General features: G+C 42.9%; 17 protein-coding genes. All 17 read left to right on the top strand.

All coding sequences use genetic code 11. From position 1 onward, the window contains the following. Positions 1 to 3: 3 nt before the first annotated feature. The 17 genes from H8S80_RS06600 to H8S80_RS06680 all read left to right on the top strand — a co-directional run bounded on the left by H8S80_RS06600 (position 4) and on the right by H8S80_RS06680 (position 16,163). Positions 4 to 1,197, top strand: coding sequence for a PcfB family protein (locus tag H8S80_RS06600; RefSeq protein ID WP_207729794.1), 1,194 nt, complete (start codon positions 4 to 6; stop codon positions 1,195 to 1,197). Next, on the top strand, positions 1,194 to 3,317 hold the full coding sequence (locus tag H8S80_RS06605) for a VirD4-like conjugal transfer protein, CD1115 family (protein ID WP_172682285.1): 2,124 nt from the start codon (positions 1,194 to 1,196) through the stop codon (positions 3,315 to 3,317). The genes H8S80_RS06600 and H8S80_RS06605 overlap by 4 nt, the downstream gene beginning before the upstream one ends. A gap of 127 nt (positions 3,318 to 3,444) precedes the next feature. Further along, complete coding sequence (locus tag H8S80_RS06610; protein ID WP_006775123.1) at positions 3,445 to 3,783, top strand: hypothetical protein; 339 nt, start codon at positions 3,445 to 3,447, stop codon at positions 3,781 to 3,783. Between the two features lie 13 nt (positions 3,784 to 3,796). Beyond that, positions 3,797 to 4,477 carry a hypothetical protein gene (locus H8S80_RS06615; protein WP_006775122.1) on the top strand — a complete coding sequence of 227 codons (681 nt, stop codon included), beginning with the start codon at positions 3,797 to 3,799 and terminating at the stop codon, positions 4,475 to 4,477. An 88-nt stretch (positions 4,478 to 4,565) separates the two neighbouring features. Next, positions 4,566 to 5,408 (top strand): hypothetical protein, encoded by an 843-nt coding sequence (locus tag H8S80_RS06620; protein WP_006775121.1) that lies wholly within the window; start codon positions 4,566 to 4,568, stop codon positions 5,406 to 5,408. An 18-nt stretch (positions 5,409 to 5,426) separates the two neighbouring features. Continuing rightward, positions 5,427 to 6,395 carry a DNA-methyltransferase gene (locus H8S80_RS06625; RefSeq protein WP_006775120.1) on the top strand — a complete coding sequence of 323 codons (969 nt, stop codon included), beginning with the start codon at positions 5,427 to 5,429 and terminating at the stop codon, positions 6,393 to 6,395. Beyond that, positions 6,396 to 6,890: a PrgI family protein gene (locus H8S80_RS06630; RefSeq protein WP_006775119.1), complete on the top strand. Its 495-nt coding sequence runs from the start codon at positions 6,396 to 6,398 to the stop codon at positions 6,888 to 6,890. 113 nt (positions 6,891 to 7,003) lie between these two features. Beyond that, positions 7,004 to 9,385, top strand: a complete 2,382-nt coding sequence (locus tag H8S80_RS06635) for a VirB4-like conjugal transfer ATPase, CD1110 family (protein WP_055651430.1) — start codon at positions 7,004 to 7,006, stop codon at positions 9,383 to 9,385. A gap of 78 nt (positions 9,386 to 9,463) precedes the next feature. Then, positions 9,464 to 10,240 (top strand): hypothetical protein, encoded by a 777-nt coding sequence (locus H8S80_RS06640; RefSeq protein WP_055651431.1) that lies wholly within the window; start codon positions 9,464 to 9,466, stop codon positions 10,238 to 10,240. Between the two features lie 9 nt (positions 10,241 to 10,249). Then, on the top strand, positions 10,250 to 11,014 hold the full coding sequence (locus H8S80_RS06645) for a DUF6674 family protein (protein ID WP_006775115.1): 765 nt from the start codon (positions 10,250 to 10,252) through the stop codon (positions 11,012 to 11,014). Continuing rightward, on the top strand, positions 10,986 to 11,189 hold the full coding sequence (locus tag H8S80_RS06650; RefSeq protein WP_055651432.1) for a hypothetical protein: 204 nt from the start codon (positions 10,986 to 10,988) through the stop codon (positions 11,187 to 11,189). The genes H8S80_RS06645 and H8S80_RS06650 overlap by 29 nt, the downstream gene beginning before the upstream one ends. 307 nt (positions 11,190 to 11,496) lie before the next feature. Further along, the gene (locus H8S80_RS06655) at positions 11,497 to 11,826 is read left to right on the top strand and encodes a nucleotidyltransferase domain-containing protein (RefSeq protein WP_006776043.1); all 330 of its coding nucleotides are present in this window, start codon (positions 11,497 to 11,499) and stop codon (positions 11,824 to 11,826) included. Then, a complete protein-coding gene (locus tag H8S80_RS06660; RefSeq protein WP_006776042.1) occupies positions 11,814 to 12,212 on the top strand; it encodes a HEPN domain-containing protein in 399 nt (132 codons plus the stop codon). Before H8S80_RS06655 ends, H8S80_RS06660 begins: the two co-directional genes overlap by 13 nt. 114 nt (positions 12,213 to 12,326) lie before the next feature. Then, entirely contained in the window at positions 12,327 to 12,824 is a 498-nt protein-coding gene (locus H8S80_RS06665) for a hypothetical protein (protein WP_006776041.1), read from the top strand. A gap of 19 nt (positions 12,825 to 12,843) precedes the next feature. Next, positions 12,844 to 15,003 (top strand): C40 family peptidase, encoded by a 2,160-nt coding sequence (locus H8S80_RS06670; RefSeq protein ID WP_243007912.1) that lies wholly within the window; start codon positions 12,844 to 12,846, stop codon positions 15,001 to 15,003. 81 nt (positions 15,004 to 15,084) lie between these two features. After that, a complete protein-coding gene (locus H8S80_RS06675) occupies positions 15,085 to 15,645 on the top strand; it encodes a DpnD/PcfM family protein (RefSeq protein ID WP_006776039.1) in 561 nt (186 codons plus the stop codon). Further along, the gene (locus H8S80_RS06680; protein WP_006776038.1) at positions 15,642 to 16,163 is read left to right on the top strand and encodes a hypothetical protein; all 522 of its coding nucleotides are present in this window, start codon (positions 15,642 to 15,644) and stop codon (positions 16,161 to 16,163) included. The genes H8S80_RS06675 and H8S80_RS06680 overlap by 4 nt, the downstream gene beginning before the upstream one ends. The last annotated feature ends 566 nt before the right edge of the window (positions 16,164 to 16,729 follow it).

Genomic DNA, 16,729 nt, shown 5'->3' on the forward strand with positions numbered 1-16,729 from the left:
GAAATGGGAGAAATACAGGAAGCAACCCAAATCCTGCGGGTATCCTTCGAGGGTATAGAAATTTTTATGAAGATTATCGGCGGAGGGATACATACTGCAAAAGATATCGGGAAAATCTTTGGTAAGCTGGTGGAGATGGAACGGTTATACGGAAGAACAAGTGTAAAAGACCTTCTGAAAACTGGGGGAGACCTACAGGTTTTTCGATTTGACACGGTTGATATCCAAAAAGTTAAGAAACTGGCGGATAAGTATAAAATCCGTTATGCCCTTCTGCCAGATATAAATAAAGCGGACGGCAAGAGTGAGATATTATTTCATTCTGATGCTACGCCACGGGTGAACCAGATCATAGGGGAAGTGTCCGGCGGCAGGATTGAATCCATACAGGACTATATTGATAATGGGGAAGAAAATGAGCTGAAGGAAACATATGGGATAGAAAAGGGGGGAAAAGAGAACCCAAACGGGGAGATCGCCCATAAAGAACCGTCCATTTCTCCGTTTGGATTCCGAGCAGTTGGTACTTTTCTGGCAGAGACACCGGGGGCAAGTGTTGGGGAGATCAGCAATGCGATTGATATGCCTTGGGCGGAGGTGGAGCCAATACTACAGCATATGGAGGACCTGGGAATCCTGGAAATCAATGAGGAAGGCAGTACAGCCTTTAAAATGGATACAGGAGAGTTCGATGAATATGTCAGACTTGATAAATGGCAGAAGACCGAGGCGATGGAACCTATCATACAGGGGATGGGGCAGCCCCAGAAAACAGAGCAGATGTCTGAAATGAATGACCGGCAAAAGAAGGTACTGCAGCATGCGAAAGAGGCTTCGAAAGGTGATCCCAATATCCATCAGATATTTATTGCCCGAAGTCTGGCTGTAGAAGAAACTGACAACAGGATCCTCACACGGATTCCGGGTAAACGGAATGAATATCTGTGGATTGAGAAAAATGCAATCTCCCATATCAGTGAAGAGAAGAGGACGATATTTGCCAGCCTTCAAAAAGATAAGGACTACAGCATTGTGAATAATGAAGGCCGGGTTATTGGAAAACGGACGGGAGAACAGCTATACAGCCAGAGTTATGATCCGGTCCTGAAGGAAACCAGGGACATGCTGTACAGGAAAAAAGAAGAAACGCGGAAACGGCAGATGGCCTCCCAGATGAAAAAGCGGGGAGGGAGATAGTGGAAAGTAAGAAAAAAACTCCTGTCTGGCTGCTTGTGCTTGGCGGGATATTGGCCGCATATGGCGGTTATCTGCTCAATGGAATCTGGGAAAAGGGTATTGATATCAATACTTTTATGGAGCGCCTTAATCTGGTGATGGCACATCCCATTGGGAATTACTTTAATGGCACAACCTTAAAAGGGATATTATTGGCAGAGTTTGTATATGTTATCGCTATTGCCATGTATCTGACCAGCAGAAGAAACTATATGCCGGGAAAAGAATACGGAACTGCTGTTTTTGCAAATATCAACCAGGTAAACCAGGCGCTGTCTGAAAAAGATGAAACAGAAAACAGGATTTTGAGTCAAAATGTCCGTATGCGAATGGATACCAGGAAAACCAAATTAAATTTGAATACGCTTGTCATCGGAGGCAGCGGGGCGGGAAAATCTTTTTACTTTGTTAAGCCGAATTTATTACAGCTTAACCGTTCCTCTTACATAATCACTGATCCAAAAGGCGAAATTTTAAAAGCCTGTGGAGGTTTTCTAAAAGAGCACGGTTATGTCGTCAAGGTTTTGAATCTGCTGGACATGGAAGAATCCGATTGTTATAACCCATTCATGTATATTCGTAGGGAATCCGATGTGGTGAAACTGATTACAAACCTGATCGCAAACACAACACCAAAAAACTCCCAGAGTAATGATCCGTTTTGGGAAAAAGCAGAGTCGTTATACCTTCAGGCTCTGTTTTATTATGTGTGGCTGGAATGTCCCAGAAGTGAACAGAATTTTTCCACGGTATTAAAACTTCTGGGGGAGGCAGAAGTAAGAGACGATGGTTCTCCATCTGATCTGGACCGAAGGATTAAACGGCTTGAGCGGAAAAAGGGCAGTAACCATCCTGCTGTGAAACAGTATTACAAAGTAATCAGGGGAGCGGCAGACACGGTGCGAAGCATCGTGATCAGTGCCAATTCCAGGTTGGCATTTTTGGAAAACCCACAGATACTGCGTATCTTGGACCATGATGATATGAATATTCCGGAAATTGGTGTAGGCAGGAATGGAGATGGAAAGACAAAGACCGCTCTTTTTTGCGTGATACCAGATTCGGACAAAACAAATAATAGTATTGTAGGACTGCTTTACAGCCAGATTTTCCAGGAATTATATTTTCAGGCGGATTTTATCTATGAAGGCAGGCTGCCTATCCATGTGACCTTCATGCTTGATGAGTTTGCAAACGTCGCGTTACCGGATGACTTCTGTTCCCTGCTTTCAACAATGAGAAGCAGGGAGATCAGTTCTATCATCATAATACAGAATCTGGCGCAGATTAAGGCGCTATTTGAGAAAACCTGGGAGGTGATTCCAGGAAACTGTGATACACTGGTGTATTTGGGTGGAAATGAACAAAGCACTCATGAGTACATTTCCAAAATGCTGGGAAAGGCTACGATAGATAAACGCAGTTCCGGGGAGACGAGAGGAAAAAATGGAAGCAGCAGCCGGAATTTTGATGTCTTAGGGAGAGAACTTTTGACACCGGATGAAGCACGTAAATTAGATAATAAAAAGTGCCTGATCTTTATCAGAGGGTTTGACCCCATTATAGACTCAAAATACAATACGCCGGGACATAAACTTTACGGAGAGACATTCGATGGGGGCGCGCCGCCCTATCATCATACTCCTAACCGTAAGGATAACGTGATACCTACATGTGAATTGCTGAATCGCAAGTCATTTGAATATTATGAACGGCAGCGGGACCAGGGGCTTAATGTCCATATTGATGAAATAACATTGGATGAATTACTGGCATTGCAGGAACCGGATATGCCAGCAAAGGTATTTTCTGAGGATGAATTAAAGAAAAACCGGAAAATCTCTGAAATAGATAATCTGGAAAAACCAGATTCTGGACAGGATTCCGGGCAGATTACAGAAGAACAATTCAACGAAGCGCTTCTAAATGAGAATTATTCATTGGAGCAGTTAGAAGAAATACGTCTCGGACTGGTAGGAGGACTTTCTTACCAGGATATTTTAACTCACTTCAAAGCTGAAAGCAGTGCTGGTGAAATGCGGGAAATCCGCGGACAATTGACTGGGCTGCCAGAATCTTGATTTTTCCATATTTCTTTTGCCTAAGAGCAGATATATGGGAGTCTGTTGCAAACCAGAGGACGCAAGCATTAGGTTCTTTTATGCCTGTTTTTTTTTGCGCCCTTTTTAAGAAAGGAGAATTATAAAAATGAAGAAATTAACTGAAAAGAAGAACAGCATTAAAAAAATGATTGACAAAGCAGGAAAGGTAGCCGCAGGCGCTGCCTTTGCAACGGTACTCTGGACGACAAATGTATATGCGTCCGGGGCGGATGTAGTCACTGCACCACTTAATAATCTTAAAAATCTTGTGATTGCGATTATCGGAGCGGTCGGCGTGATTATCCTCGCAAAAAACGTAATGGAATTTGCACAGAGTTATCAGCAGCAGGATTCGAGTAGCATGAACTCCGCAATCAAAGGAATTGTGGCAGGCTTGATCATGGCAGGTATTAGTACGGTCTTAACTTTCCTGGGAATCAGCTAATGGAGGAAAAATCATGCTTAAATTACTACATGTGTCTTTTTTGATTGAAATAGAAGGCCGGCGGGGTGAGACCGTGCAAGAAGGGGGGAATCCGAAATTCAGGAAAGAGTGTAAAGATTTATTTACCGATATGGGATTCCATGTGAAAGAAGCATGTAAAGTACGTGAAGCGTTCAGAAATTTACACACCAGCTTAGGCTTAGAAACAGACGATGACCTGGTACAGCGGGGGGATGAATGCCTGCGAATCATGGAGCAGTCAATAGACGGAAACCTCTTTTCCAGTTCACTTTCTGAAATAGAAGAAAAATTGCAGAGTGGGAAAACATTCCACTATAAGGCTCTGAAAAGTTATGGAACGGTTTACATACCATCGACTATTGAGGCAAGGGACTATTATAACAAACATCTGGATGCCTATGAGAAAACGGTGATTCAGTTTATGGAAATATCCCACGAGAGGTTGAATGCAGCCTGGATTTCGAATCCGGTGCCGTATTATAAGGGTGATATCCGTATTTGTCTGGGTCATGATGTCATCTATTTTTTCAGTTTCAAGATAGATGAAGTGCTGAAAGATATGGTAAACAAAGGATTGATCATATCCGATGGCGCACAAGTAGCGCCGCGTTTTGCTCTTCCAGAGTCTTACCAGGAAAATAAACGTGGTTATCCGTACAGGAAGGGAAGGTGACAGTGGTGGGAGAGCAGGGATAAAATTTAGATATTATTATAAAGGAACATTGGTAATGGCAATATCCAAATACAGGAGGTGAGAGTAAATGGATATTTTTAATTTGGGCGAAGCAATCCTGTCACTTCTCGAAGTTGTCTTTGGCTTTTGGAATAGTCAAGTGAATATGGTCTTTGAACTGCTTGGACAGTCTCCAACATCATTTAAAGGCGGCGCCCCGTGGGGAATCATTACTGGAATTGAGCCAATTTTTGTTGCTGTAGGTTCGAGTCTGGTTGTTTTATTTTTTGTGATAGGTTTCTGCTCGGAAAGTATTGACGTGCGGGAGGAAATGCGGTTTGAAGTGATACTCCGTATGCTGATACGGATTGGGATCGCACAGTGGCTGGTGGTTTACAATGTGGACATCATGCGGGCCATATTTACAAGTGTTGGAAATCTTGTCGGCCTGATTGGAGGGAGTGAGGCCACACAGGTTACAATAGACCCGGCGCAGGCAGATATCATAAAAAATCTGGGATTTGTAGAAAGCTTGGTGTTTTTGATATTGGCTGTATTTTTATGTCTTATCATTTTAATATGCGGTTTTTTCCTGATCTACAATGTTTATTTCAGGTTCCTGAAAATCCTTATTGTCGTGCCGTTTGGCAGTATCGCATATGCGACCGTTGCCGGAAATCGTGGAGTAAGTGCGACAAGCGTTCAATTTACGAAATACTTTCTTTCGGTTGTTTTTGAAGCGGTAACGATGGCGTTAGCAATTATCTTGTGTAATGCATTTATCAGTTCAGGGTTGCCCCAGTTCATGGGAAATTATGCGGACTGGACAAAGACTTTGATCTATCTCGGAGAAATGACATTCACAGTTGCCCTTACAGTGGGTAGTGTCAAGGGCGCGCAGAGTCTGACGAGCAAAGCCCTGGGGCTATAAGCAAAGGAGGCCGGTATTATGGAAGCTGCGGCACAGGATAAAGGGATACAGATGACATTATTTGAGTATTTTGCTGACGCAGACCAGTTTTCGTTGGACGATGCAAAAGAATGTGTATATCAGTATGCGGAAAAACAGGTGAAAGAGCCCAGCATCCGGGCGAGAATCTATGAAGGTATCAATAAAGGACTGTTTAAGCGGCTTGGCAAAGGCGTATATACCGTAACGAAGAAAAATGCAGAAGATGAAGATATCACTTGTATGCTGATACAGGGAGATGGCCGTGATATAAGTTTCATTGCGGATAACAGCATTGATGCCATCATCACAGACCATCCCTATCTGCTGAAAAACAGTTTAAAGGGGGGAAACAGAGATTTTGCTTCCTATGACCTGTTTCAATATACACAGGAGGATTTGGATGAAAAATTCCGTGTTCTGAAGAAAGGACATTTTCTCGTGGAGTTTTTACCAGAGGAGAATGGAGATAATTACGAATATCTTTACCAGGTGAAGGCTATGGCGAAGGAAAGCGGCTTTTCCTACTATGCAAAGGTGGCATGGAAAAAAGGAAATTTTGTTGCTAACACGGGCAGGAAGGCGAAAAACACAGAAGATATCTTTTTTTTCAGCAAAGGGCGTGCGAGAGATATGAGGCCAGATGCAAAAAAAGATAAGGCGGAGCCGGGAACCTGCCATTATATGTCAGGCGTGAAGGGGATGCTGCCCACGGCTTTTGACATACAACCGCCCCCAAAGGGGGAGCGTGTACACCAGGCAGAAAAGCCGGTAAAGCTGTTGAAGCAGATCATAGAGTTTGTCACAAACGAAAAAGAGCTGATATTGGACCAGTATGCGGGTTCATTTTCCCTTGCTGAAGCCGCACTGGATCTGGATAGGGATTCCATATCAATAGAGATCAGCCAGGACTATTTTGAAGAGGGAAAAAAGCGGATTGAAAATGTAAAGAAAGGTAAGATGAGGTAAATGGACATAGAGATCAGCAGAGATTTGCAGCATTACAAAGAAAGCTTTGTGATGGGACTAACTGCAAAACAGTTTATATTCAGCGCTCTGTCCCTAGGGGCAGGGGCGGGGGTCGTGCTTGGCCTGTACAATAAGATTGGCATGACATTATCCTGTTATCTGGCAACGCCTATCGTGGTGCCAATAGCATTAACCGGATTTTACAATCACAATGGACTTAGTTTTTGGCAGACTGTCCGGAAAATGATAAAGATGTCTTTTTTTAATAAGCCATGTTTATACAGGTCAACAGAAGATGTGGAGTTGATAAAGGAAGCTTTTGCAGAGGAGCAGAAACTGATTGCACAGCAGCAGAAAAAAGAGGCAAAAGCACATCCTGACGGAAAAGAGGACTTTCATGCAGTAAAGAAGAGAGCAAAGCGGTTAATAATCCTCACTGTAGGAATTTTAACCGTGACAGTGGCAGGGGTTCTTGCCTATAAATTTATGAGATAGATTGAAATAATCCCACTTAAATAGTGGGAAGTAGTTTAGCGACCAGCAGGTTACGGGATTCGTTAAACTACTTACTTCCCGTAGCCTACCTTGAATGAAGGAGGATTACGGAAGTGGGAATTTTTACAGATAGATTTACATTATTAAAAAAGGCAGATAAGCCATTATATACAGCCCCCCAAAGTGTACAGCAGCAGATTGAGATCCTTCGGATCGCGAAGGACGGAATCTTTGAAAATACCAAAAATAGATACAGCAGAGTATACCGCTTTGCAGATATTAATTATGTTACGGTTTCGGAAGGTGATCAATATGAGCTCTTAAAACAGTATTGCAAACTGGTGAATGCGATTGATGTTGCATTTAAAATCACCATTTACAATAAAAACAAAGATATGAGCCAGTTCAGGCGTAATGTCCTGATCCCGGATAAGAATGATGGTTTTGACCATCTGCGTGATGTTTATAATGACATTGTAGAAGAACGGATCGTAGCGGGAAAACAGGGAATTGAGCAGGAGCGTTATCTAACAGTCACCGTTGAACGAAAAGACTATGAACAGGCAAAAGCATTTTTCAATACTTTTGAAGGGGGGATGCAGCAGGAATTCCAGGAGATAGGTTCTAAGCTGGAGCCGCTTGATGCGGCAGAACGGCTCCGTATCCTTTATAATTTTTACCGGATTGGCGAGGAGGAAACTTTTTCGTTTGATTTTGACGAATATGTGAAAAGCAAAAAGGACTACAAAAATGATATTTGTGGTTCCATGATTAAGTTTTTTCCCAACGAATTTGAAACAGATCGGAAAGTATGCAGGGCTATTTTTATTAAGCGCTATCCTACAAGCCTGCCAGATACTTTTGTGAATGAGCTTACCGGCGTGCCAGTCCATAGTATAACATCCATTGACATTGTACCTGTTCCAAAGGACCTTACAACAAAAACCCTGCAAAAAAAATATCTTGGTGTAGAGTCAGATATTTTACGTCAGCAGCGGGTCCGAAATAAGAACAATGACTTTGCATCTGAAATCAGCTACGGAAAGAAGGTAGAAAAGAAAAATCTGGAAGCGCTGATGGACGACGTCCGGGAAAATGACCAAAATCTGTTCTTCAGCGGTGTCAATATGGTCCTGATCGCTGACACCAGGGAAGAACTCGACAGTATCACAGAGACAATCCAGACGATTGGAAATAAATATCTCTGCAACATGGAGATCCATCACCTGCAGCAGCGAGAGGCGTTAAATACTGCATTACCGGTTGGGGTACGCCAGGTAGAAACGATGCGGACGATGCTGACACGGGATATCGCGGCTTTAATGCCATTTAACGTACAGGAAATCTATGAGCCGTCCGGCTTATGTTATGGGATGAACCGAATCTCAAAAAACCTGTGCGTTGCAGACCGGAAAAAGTTGACCAATGGCAATGCCATGGTATTCGGAGTGCCTGGCAGCGGAAAATCATTCTTCTGCAAGTCCGAAATGCTTGGCGTTTTTTTAAAGACCGATGATGATATCCTGGTCATCGACCCGACGCTCGAATACTTTGATATTGCCAGGAATCTGGGCGGTGAATGCCTTAACCTGTCAAATTATACTCAAAATTACATCAACCCTCTGTGGATTGATGTGGACCAGTTAGACCTTGCCGACAGTAAGGGGCTGATCCGTGAAAAAGGGGAGTTCATGCTCGGACTGTGCGAACAGGCTATGTTAGATCTGCTGAACAGCCGCCATAAATCCATCATTGACCGCTGTATCAGAAAGTTATATCTGGATATTGCTATGAGCAAGGAAAAATATATTCCGGTGATGTCGGATTTTTATGACCTTTTAATGAAGCAGCCAGAGGAAGAAGCCAGGGATATTGCCCTTGCCTTGGAGTTATTTGTCAATGGTTCTTTAAATATCTTCAACCACCAGACAAATATAGACGTTGATAACCGTTTCGTTGTCTATGGCATTCGTGATCTGGGAAAGGAACTGAGTGCAATCGCCATGCTGGTAATGCTCGAGAACGTCAAGACGAGGATCGCCAGAAATGCGGAGAGAGGGAGGGCGACATGGTTATACATAGATGAATGCCATGTGCTGTTAGGAACGGGAGAGCATTCCGGACACAGTGAATACTCTGGAAAATTCCTTTATTCCCTGTGGAAAAAGGTAAGAAAGCAAGGCGGGCTTTGCACGGCCTTGACACAGAATATTACCGATATGCTGCAGAGCTATACGGCTGTTACGATGTTAGCCAACTCGGAATTTATCGCCTTGCTAAAACAAGCCAATGTAGACAGCCAGGAACTTTCCAAAGTAGCAGGCATACCAGAAGCACAGTTGCAGTACGTTAGCAACTGTGCTTCCGGTATGGGAATTTTAAAGCATGGGGAGACCATTATTCCTTTTGATGCCAGAGTCAGAAAAAATAATATTATCTACGATCTCTTTAATACAAACATTCATGAGATTCGGGAGAAAAATAACCATGTTTAATGGCAGGAAAAAGAGTGAGTGCCAAAGAAACGGTATTACGGAAAAGGCAAGACTGGCGGGTTGTGAGGAGGAATATAGTTGAATAGAGAGATTTTTGTGTTGGCTGTAAAAAAGCGGCTCTTACTTCAGACAGAGGAAAATATCAAGAAATGGGTTGCCTGGGCAGAGGAATGCGTCGATATGGGGCAATATGACGGATTCAGGGAAATGCCGAGAAATCAGGCAGTAGAGAAATGGCTGGACTCTTATTATTTTGCTTTTAACAGGATCCAAACAGATTTTGACAGAGACACCGCAATAAAGGTCCTAAATCTGTCGGAGGAAAAATTGTGTTTATATCCAAATGAAATGCATGTGGCAGCGCGGGTATTAAAAGATGGCGGGACCGGAAAAGATATCCTGCAGATGATCCATGAGGGGACTCTGGAAGAAGATATGGCTAACATGGAAAAGTGCAGGGCAGAACGTATGGACATCAGCTCATACAGTGAAGAAAATCTTTACAGGATCCTGCAGGCTGCAAAGACATGGCAGGAGACCCCAGAGATTCCACTGCCATATAAGCCTGTGGATTCCCTGGTCGTGCAGCTCATTAATGCCTGTATGGAATTGCTGGAATATCGTTATGGAATCACAACAATCCAAAAATCAGACTATGATCTGATATCGGAACATGCTTTTTTCCTTTGCGATTCGGCGCAGGTTCTGGAACCGGAGGACGTTGATCTGGACGCGGTTTACGAGTGTTTCAACGATGCAGAAGTGAATGAGCGTATGATCGAAGTGGAAGAACAGCGCAGTCCGGAAAAGGAGCGTGGAAGCAATGTTTCGGGAAAAACGGGAAAACAGAGATAGGAGGTTATTATGATGGATGTAACGTTACAGGTTCCTTTAGGAGAACAGATGCACTTAAAAGAAATGTTCTCTGTGTTGGAAGAGAATCATATGGAGATAGAGTCCCAGAATCTTGAGAATTTTTTACAATACTTTGACCAAATGGAACGATATTTTGGAGATATGCAGGAAGAACTGATTTATTTACGCGACCAGCTAGACCGTCTGAATGAAAAAACTTTGAAGGCTAAAATGGAACATTTCATTCAAAATGCCGGTGATCGGGTGGGGGCGGCAAAAATGTGGCTTGCAGCTCTTAAAAATGATTTATCGGCGGGGGTTAGAAAAGCGGTAGATAGTGTAAAGTATCATGGAGGACAGGCTTTATATGCTGCCATTGATAAAACAAAGGCAGCCAGGGCGCTGTCCGTAATACATGAACATTTGGAAAGTGCTGCCGCAAGCCTGGAACACAGTGCCGAGACGATGGGGGATATTGGAGTGGAACTTAACGCTGCTAAGGGCCATAAAAAAAATGTCCGTAAACTCCTTAAGGGGAAGGAGACATCGGATACATTTGAGTATGACTACGATAAGGGCATTATCGCAAAAATCAGGAAGGCAATCGAATTCTGTGGAAAAATCGTTAAGAATATGGCAGGACACACGGAAAATATGCTGAAATCATTGGACGGATTATCCCAAAAAGCCTTAGATAACAGGGCCATTAGGAAGAAACACGTATTTGAGCATGAGGGAGGAAAAGATGTTTCCAGATGCAGAAAAAGAATATAGTGAATTTGTGGCAGAAAGTGGAATTGAATATGGAAAGAAGCCGGTTCCGAAAATATCTTTTTTTGTAGCGGAGTGCATGGAATTTCCGTCTCTGGGGCAGGTATACGAATGCAGGGAGCTGAAACAAGCAGTGGATATCTATCATAAGCTCCCAGAACATGTGAAATGCATGTGAAATGGGATTGGCTTTAGGATTGAAGATAGTGAAGAATCCATGTACTCCGGTGATTTTGAGCTGATGACATGGGACTGGGTAGATCTGGATATCCTTAATTCGATCCCATATTATCGTGATAGCTCATTAGTCCAAAAGGCAGTTGAGGATAAGACAACTCATGCCAGAATTGGAGATAATTGAGCTGGTACAGTGCCGCACCATTATACCGAATGAGAGAAAACAAGGCAGATAACATATAGATTGAATAAAAGCAAAAAATACGGTACAATATTCATATAAAAGATAAGATAGGAGGGAAAACAGCGTGAACGAGAATCAGGAAATGTTTGAGAAGCTGGTAAAGGGCCTTCGTGGTATTTATGGGGATATGCTGGTAAGTATTCTGCTTTATGGATCATTTGCCCGTGGAACTAATACGCGGGAATCAGATATTGATATAGCAATCCTGCTTAAAGGCAGGGAAACAAAGGAAATGCACGATCAGATGGTTGATTTGGCGGTGGATATGGATTTGGAGTATGACCAGGTGTTTTCCATCATAAATATTGATTATGAAAATTTCCTGGAGTGGGAGGACACCCTTCCATTTTATAAAAATGTAAGAGAGGATGGGGTGGTACTTTGGGCAGCGTAGAGACATTGGCAAAATACCGCTTTCAGCGGGTTTTGGAGGATTTGGCCGCCGCTAAGGAAATGCTTTCGGGTGGAATGTATAAACCATCCTTGAACCGATCCTATTATTCCATTTTTCATGCTATGCGGGCTATCACCGTATTGGAAGGATTTGATTGCAGCAAACATAGCGGGGTGATCGCTTATTTTAATCAAAATTTTATAAAGACGGGAATCTTTGCAAAGGAGACCTCAAAGATCATTAAAAGTGCTTCCATCATGAAGGAGCAGTCGGATTATTTGGACTTCTTTATTGCGTCGAAGCAAGACGCAGAGGAGCAGATTGAGAGGGCGAAGCAATTTATTGAAGCGGTCGAAAAGTATTTGAAGGATAAAAAGGTTCTTTAAAAATTAATAATATGTAACAGGGAAAAAGCAGTTAGCAGAAGCAACTGCTTTTTTTCGTGGAGAAAAGGCTGCGGATATTCGTGGCCTTTTTTTATTTGAAAGGTGGTTGGATATATGAGATTTGTATTCACTTTTGGATTCCAACTGAATGAATGGGAAGTGGAAATTGAAATACCAAAAGATTACAAATATCCCTCTGAGGGAGAGGCACGGGAAGCCTGTCGGAATATGAACGTGGAGGCTGCCTTATTTCCAGATGGAATTGCCGTCCTGTTTGAGAGGGAGTACATGATACTGGATGACAGGGAATCTTATCATTTTCGGAAACTTAGAGACGAAGTATATGAACAATTTGGGGCTTTGTTGTGTCCGGAGGATATCAGTGAACTAATTGATAAGGGGACTTTCGCTGAAATCCTACTTGCTGAAAACTATATGTTTGATGAGACGGATTACCTGGAACTGGATCTGCCTGTGGACGAGGCATACCAATTGCTGGCTGAGAAGTATGGGCCACAGCAGGAACTTCCATTTGGCCTTGGCTGCGCGGAGCTGAAAGGCGAAAAAGGTTTTCACTTTAAAAGCTTATATTATCAGGTGATTCAAATTTGAAGGGCTGAAAGGAGGGATATTGATCACTGACAGCAGATTTAAGACCAAAAAGGAAACGCAGATAAAGCTAAAAACAGACGCAGAAGTAAAATTGCAAAACCATAATTATCTTGGGAATAAAAAGTCTGATTCCGGTCCTGGGGTGCCGAAACAGAAATCAGGTGTTTCAGGAGATGAACCGCCCAGACTGGATAGAAAAATCCATATGAAGACCACAGAATTTTCAGAACCACAGGAACAGAAAGATAATAATCGTGTGTTCCTGGCGGTGAATTCTGCGTCAGGGCTTGGGGAACGGACAAAACGTAGAGAAGATGATACACCGGGATATGAAAATACGGCTGGTAAAGCCGGGCGAACAAAAATGCAGTCTGAGCAGACTGTCCATAGCAATCCGAAGAAAGAATCGAATAAGAAGGGACCGGAGGGTGCACCGCAGGGGGAGGATGGGCAGAAAAAACGGCAAAAAGAGAAGTATATTAAGGAACAGCAAAAACAGAAAGCCAGGAACGACGAGAAATTTCATTTTTCAAGGAAGTCTGGTCCCGAGGTCCGACGCAAAAATCATGAGTATGGCTTTAAAGATAATGTCATATTTTCCCGTGAAAAATCACCCTTGGGGACTCCGGAAACACAATCGGAGATTGGAGGAAACCGACAGGAGACAATGGGCGGTTTTGGAAAAGAAGAGGACCCACTGAAAACGAGAAAAAAAGACGAGAAGATATCCTCTAAGGGTGAAGGGAATAAGAAAAGAGTAAAGAAAGATACAGAGAATACTGGAATGAAAAAAGCGGTTCGCAGGCGTATGTTTGCCTATATGGTGAATAAACTTACGGACGAACAGCAAAAGGACAGTTTTGCTAAAACGGTAAAAGATATCGCAACCATAAAAGTTGGACTGGTTGTCAAGCAGCTTTTTTTATATCTTCTTGGGCTATTGGGGCCGTTGCTGGGAGGACTGGTCACTGTGGCCCTGCCGTTTATTTTGATCATTGTAATCCTGTATAATACCCCTCTGGCACTTTTCCTGCCCCCATTGCTGGGAGGTGACACGGTGCAAAGTGTTCTGTCAGGATACTATCAGGAATTTTACGATGATATCAGGGAGGCGGAAGAGGAAAACGATGAAGAGGTGACTTATAAAAATATGCAGAATGGGGTGGCACGGAGTAATTTTACCGATGTGATGATGGTTTATATGGTCCGATATGGGACTGGACAGGGAAATTTTTCCACTGTTATGAATGATAAGAATAAGGAGAAGCTGAAAGAAATTTTTGACGAAATGAACCATTTTGCTTCGGAAACAACAGATACAGTACGGGTGGGTGAAAGCCTTGGAGTCATGACCTTTAGTGGATACTGTAACTGTTCAATTTGTTGTGGTCAATGGTCTGGCGGCCCCACTGCGAGCGGAGCCATGCCGAAAGCAGACCATACGCTGGCAGTAGATGCTTATAACCCTACGTTGCCTATGGGAACCCATATCATAGCAAATGGGAAAGAGTATGTGGTGGAGGACACCGGTGATTTTGACCGCTATGGTGTAGATTTTGATATGTATTTTGGGGACCATCAGACAGCACAAAATTTCGGTCACCAGGATATGGAAGTGTATCTTGCGGATTCCAATGGGAGTAATAGTGTGGAGGTGACACACACATCTTTATATGTGTATAACCTTTCCTATGAGGATTATATTGAATTAGGGAAACTGACACCCAGCCAGGAGGATTTGCTGCGAGAGGTTATGAGTGAAGAATTTTTACACAGTATGCCGGCAAGTGGCATTGGCGAACAGGTAGCACTTTTGGCGCAGGAGAAAGTTGGGTGCCAGTATAGCCAGGATCTTCGATATGAAGAAGGATATTATGATTGTAGTTCCCTTGTTCAAAGGTGTTATGCACAGTTCGGGGTAAATCTTCCTTCTGTTGCTTCGACACAGGGGCAGTATATTGTAGATAATGGGTTGCAGGTCAGTGAAAACGAGTTAAGACCAGGAGATTTGATTTTTCACGCCCGTGATGATAATGCCGATGAATTTATGTCGATTGGACATGTTGCTATTTATGTGGGTAACGGTATGCAGGTAGATGCACGCGGCACAGCATATGGGGTGGTTTACCGTCCGCTGGTTCCATCCAATATTGGCCTATACGGAAGACCATGCCGATAGCAGATGCGTATTGTAGAACAGAAATGAGGGAATATGCTGGAAGGCGGCTGACAGGGCTGCCTTCTTGAAAGGAGTAGACTAATGGATGACTATGCAGAGGACAATTATTATTATATCGAAAAAGTAAAGACGGGAGAGGAATATCATGTAGCGCTTTACAAAGCCCTGATGGGGATTTGGGAGGCCAGGGAGACATTCATAAACAGTCTGCAGGAAGGGATTACATACAGAAAACTGGAGTTAGGAATAGAAAAGGATGGTGAAAAAATCCCCTTTTTTAAATGCGATGACGGCAAATTTTATATACCTGAAATTAAGGCCAGGAAAAAACTTGAGGGTGTGGATACATTATTGTCAGAATTCAGAAGACGGTTTGGAATCAGAGAAGGGGAGAATCAGGGGAGTCATATGGAGGAGGCGAAAAGCGTACAGGATTATGATATCCGTATTACAGAAAGACTTAGCAAAATAGTAACTGTCCGGGCAGAGAGCATGGAATCGGCTTTATCAGATGCACATGATAATTATTCAGATGCAAAAAAAGGATATGTTATGGATTATGAAGATATGCAGGAAGTAACCTTCTCTATGGCGGGCATTCATCTGGATCTGGAAAAACAGAAAAGTATAGGAGGAAGATGAAGAAAACATTAAAAGAAGAACTGGAAGAATCCTTCCAGCGCTGGGACAATGAACTTTATAGTGGGGGCAGCGATCCATATTATTCAGATGGAGTGGATATGAATCTTCTAAGAAAACATATTATTGCTTATAAAACGCAGATACTGGAAACCGGGGAGCTGCCAGAAATATATCACCGGAAAACACCGGAAGAATTGCCGGAGTCATTTATGGTAAAGGCAGAGAAAATTTATCAGACGGCTATAGATATCTTCCGTCAGTGCAGAGATGATGCGGACTATCAGTTTTTGTGTGGACTGGAATTGAATCCTAAAATGGATAGGATGGCTGAGGTCATAAATGCACTCAAAAATGTAAAAGAGTTAGAAGGTGCAATTAAAAAACAGGATTTTGTTGTTATGAGGAGATATTACGAAAAGCCCGACTTTAAAAAGTGCAGACTGATCGTGGAAAGAAGCTCCGAGAGAATAGAACCCAAAATAGAGCAGATGAGCCTATTTGCTGGGGAAAGCAGGTGAATATATGGACCAGCATACCATGAAAGTATCAGATCTGTATGATATTGCAATTTTCGATATTTCTCGTGATGGGGAGCAGTGGAAGAAATTCCTGGAGTTTGCAGCGAGGGGAAACTTGTATCGTTATGACTTCCTGAATACCTGTATCATCTATGAGCAATATCCAGAAGCGGAAATTCTTTTGGACTTTGCGGACTGGAAAAAAGCGAGGCGCTATGTCCGGGGAGGTGAGATTGGAATCGCAACATTCCCAATCGAGATGTTGGGAGGAGCTCAATATGTCTACGACATCAAAAGTACCGGTGGGAGAACCATGCCCTGGATTTGGGAGATCAATGATGAGAATGCACTTGCATTCGCTAATAAGCTATTTCCAGAGGAATATCAGACAGAGAATAGTTTTAGAATTGCAATAAAAAACTTTACTAGAACATATGTGCGTGCTATAATGAAAGAGGAAAACGATAGGATTCATGAAATAGCAGTTCTTACCAGGGATGAAGCGTATACCGATGGGGAATCACCGGTTGAAAAATTCATCTTGCAGAGCGCCACATATCTGATCT

Source organism: Hungatella sp. L36 (genome assembly GCF_014288035.1).

What these genes read in the sequence shown, in the direction of transcription:
- H8S80_RS06675 (WP_006776039.1), top strand. Translation starts at nt 15,085, where the DNA reads ATGGATGACTATGCAGAGGACAATTATTATTATATCGAAAAAGTAAAG.
- H8S80_RS06630 (WP_006775119.1), top strand. Translation starts at nt 6,396, where the DNA reads ATGGACATAGAGATCAGCAGAGATTTGCAGCATTACAAAGAAAGCTTT.
- H8S80_RS06680 (WP_006776038.1), top strand. Translation starts at nt 15,642, where the DNA reads ATGAAGAAAACATTAAAAGAAGAACTGGAAGAATCCTTCCAGCGCTGG.
- H8S80_RS06615 (WP_006775122.1), top strand. Translation starts at nt 3,797, where the DNA reads ATGCTTAAATTACTACATGTGTCTTTTTTGATTGAAATAGAAGGCCGG.
- H8S80_RS06645 (WP_006775115.1), top strand. Translation starts at nt 10,250, where the DNA reads ATGATGGATGTAACGTTACAGGTTCCTTTAGGAGAACAGATGCACTTA.
- H8S80_RS06610 (WP_006775123.1), top strand. Translation starts at nt 3,445, where the DNA reads ATGAAGAAATTAACTGAAAAGAAGAACAGCATTAAAAAAATGATTGAC.
- H8S80_RS06625 (WP_006775120.1), top strand. Translation starts at nt 5,427, where the DNA reads ATGGAAGCTGCGGCACAGGATAAAGGGATACAGATGACATTATTTGAG.
- H8S80_RS06665 (WP_006776041.1), top strand. Translation starts at nt 12,327, where the DNA reads ATGAGATTTGTATTCACTTTTGGATTCCAACTGAATGAATGGGAAGTG.
- H8S80_RS06650 (WP_055651432.1), top strand. Translation starts at nt 10,986, where the DNA reads ATGTTTCCAGATGCAGAAAAAGAATATAGTGAATTTGTGGCAGAAAGT.
- H8S80_RS06600 (WP_207729794.1), top strand. Translation starts at nt 4, where the DNA reads ATGGGAGAAATACAGGAAGCAACCCAAATCCTGCGGGTATCCTTCGAG.
- H8S80_RS06620 (WP_006775121.1), top strand. Translation starts at nt 4,566, where the DNA reads ATGGATATTTTTAATTTGGGCGAAGCAATCCTGTCACTTCTCGAAGTT.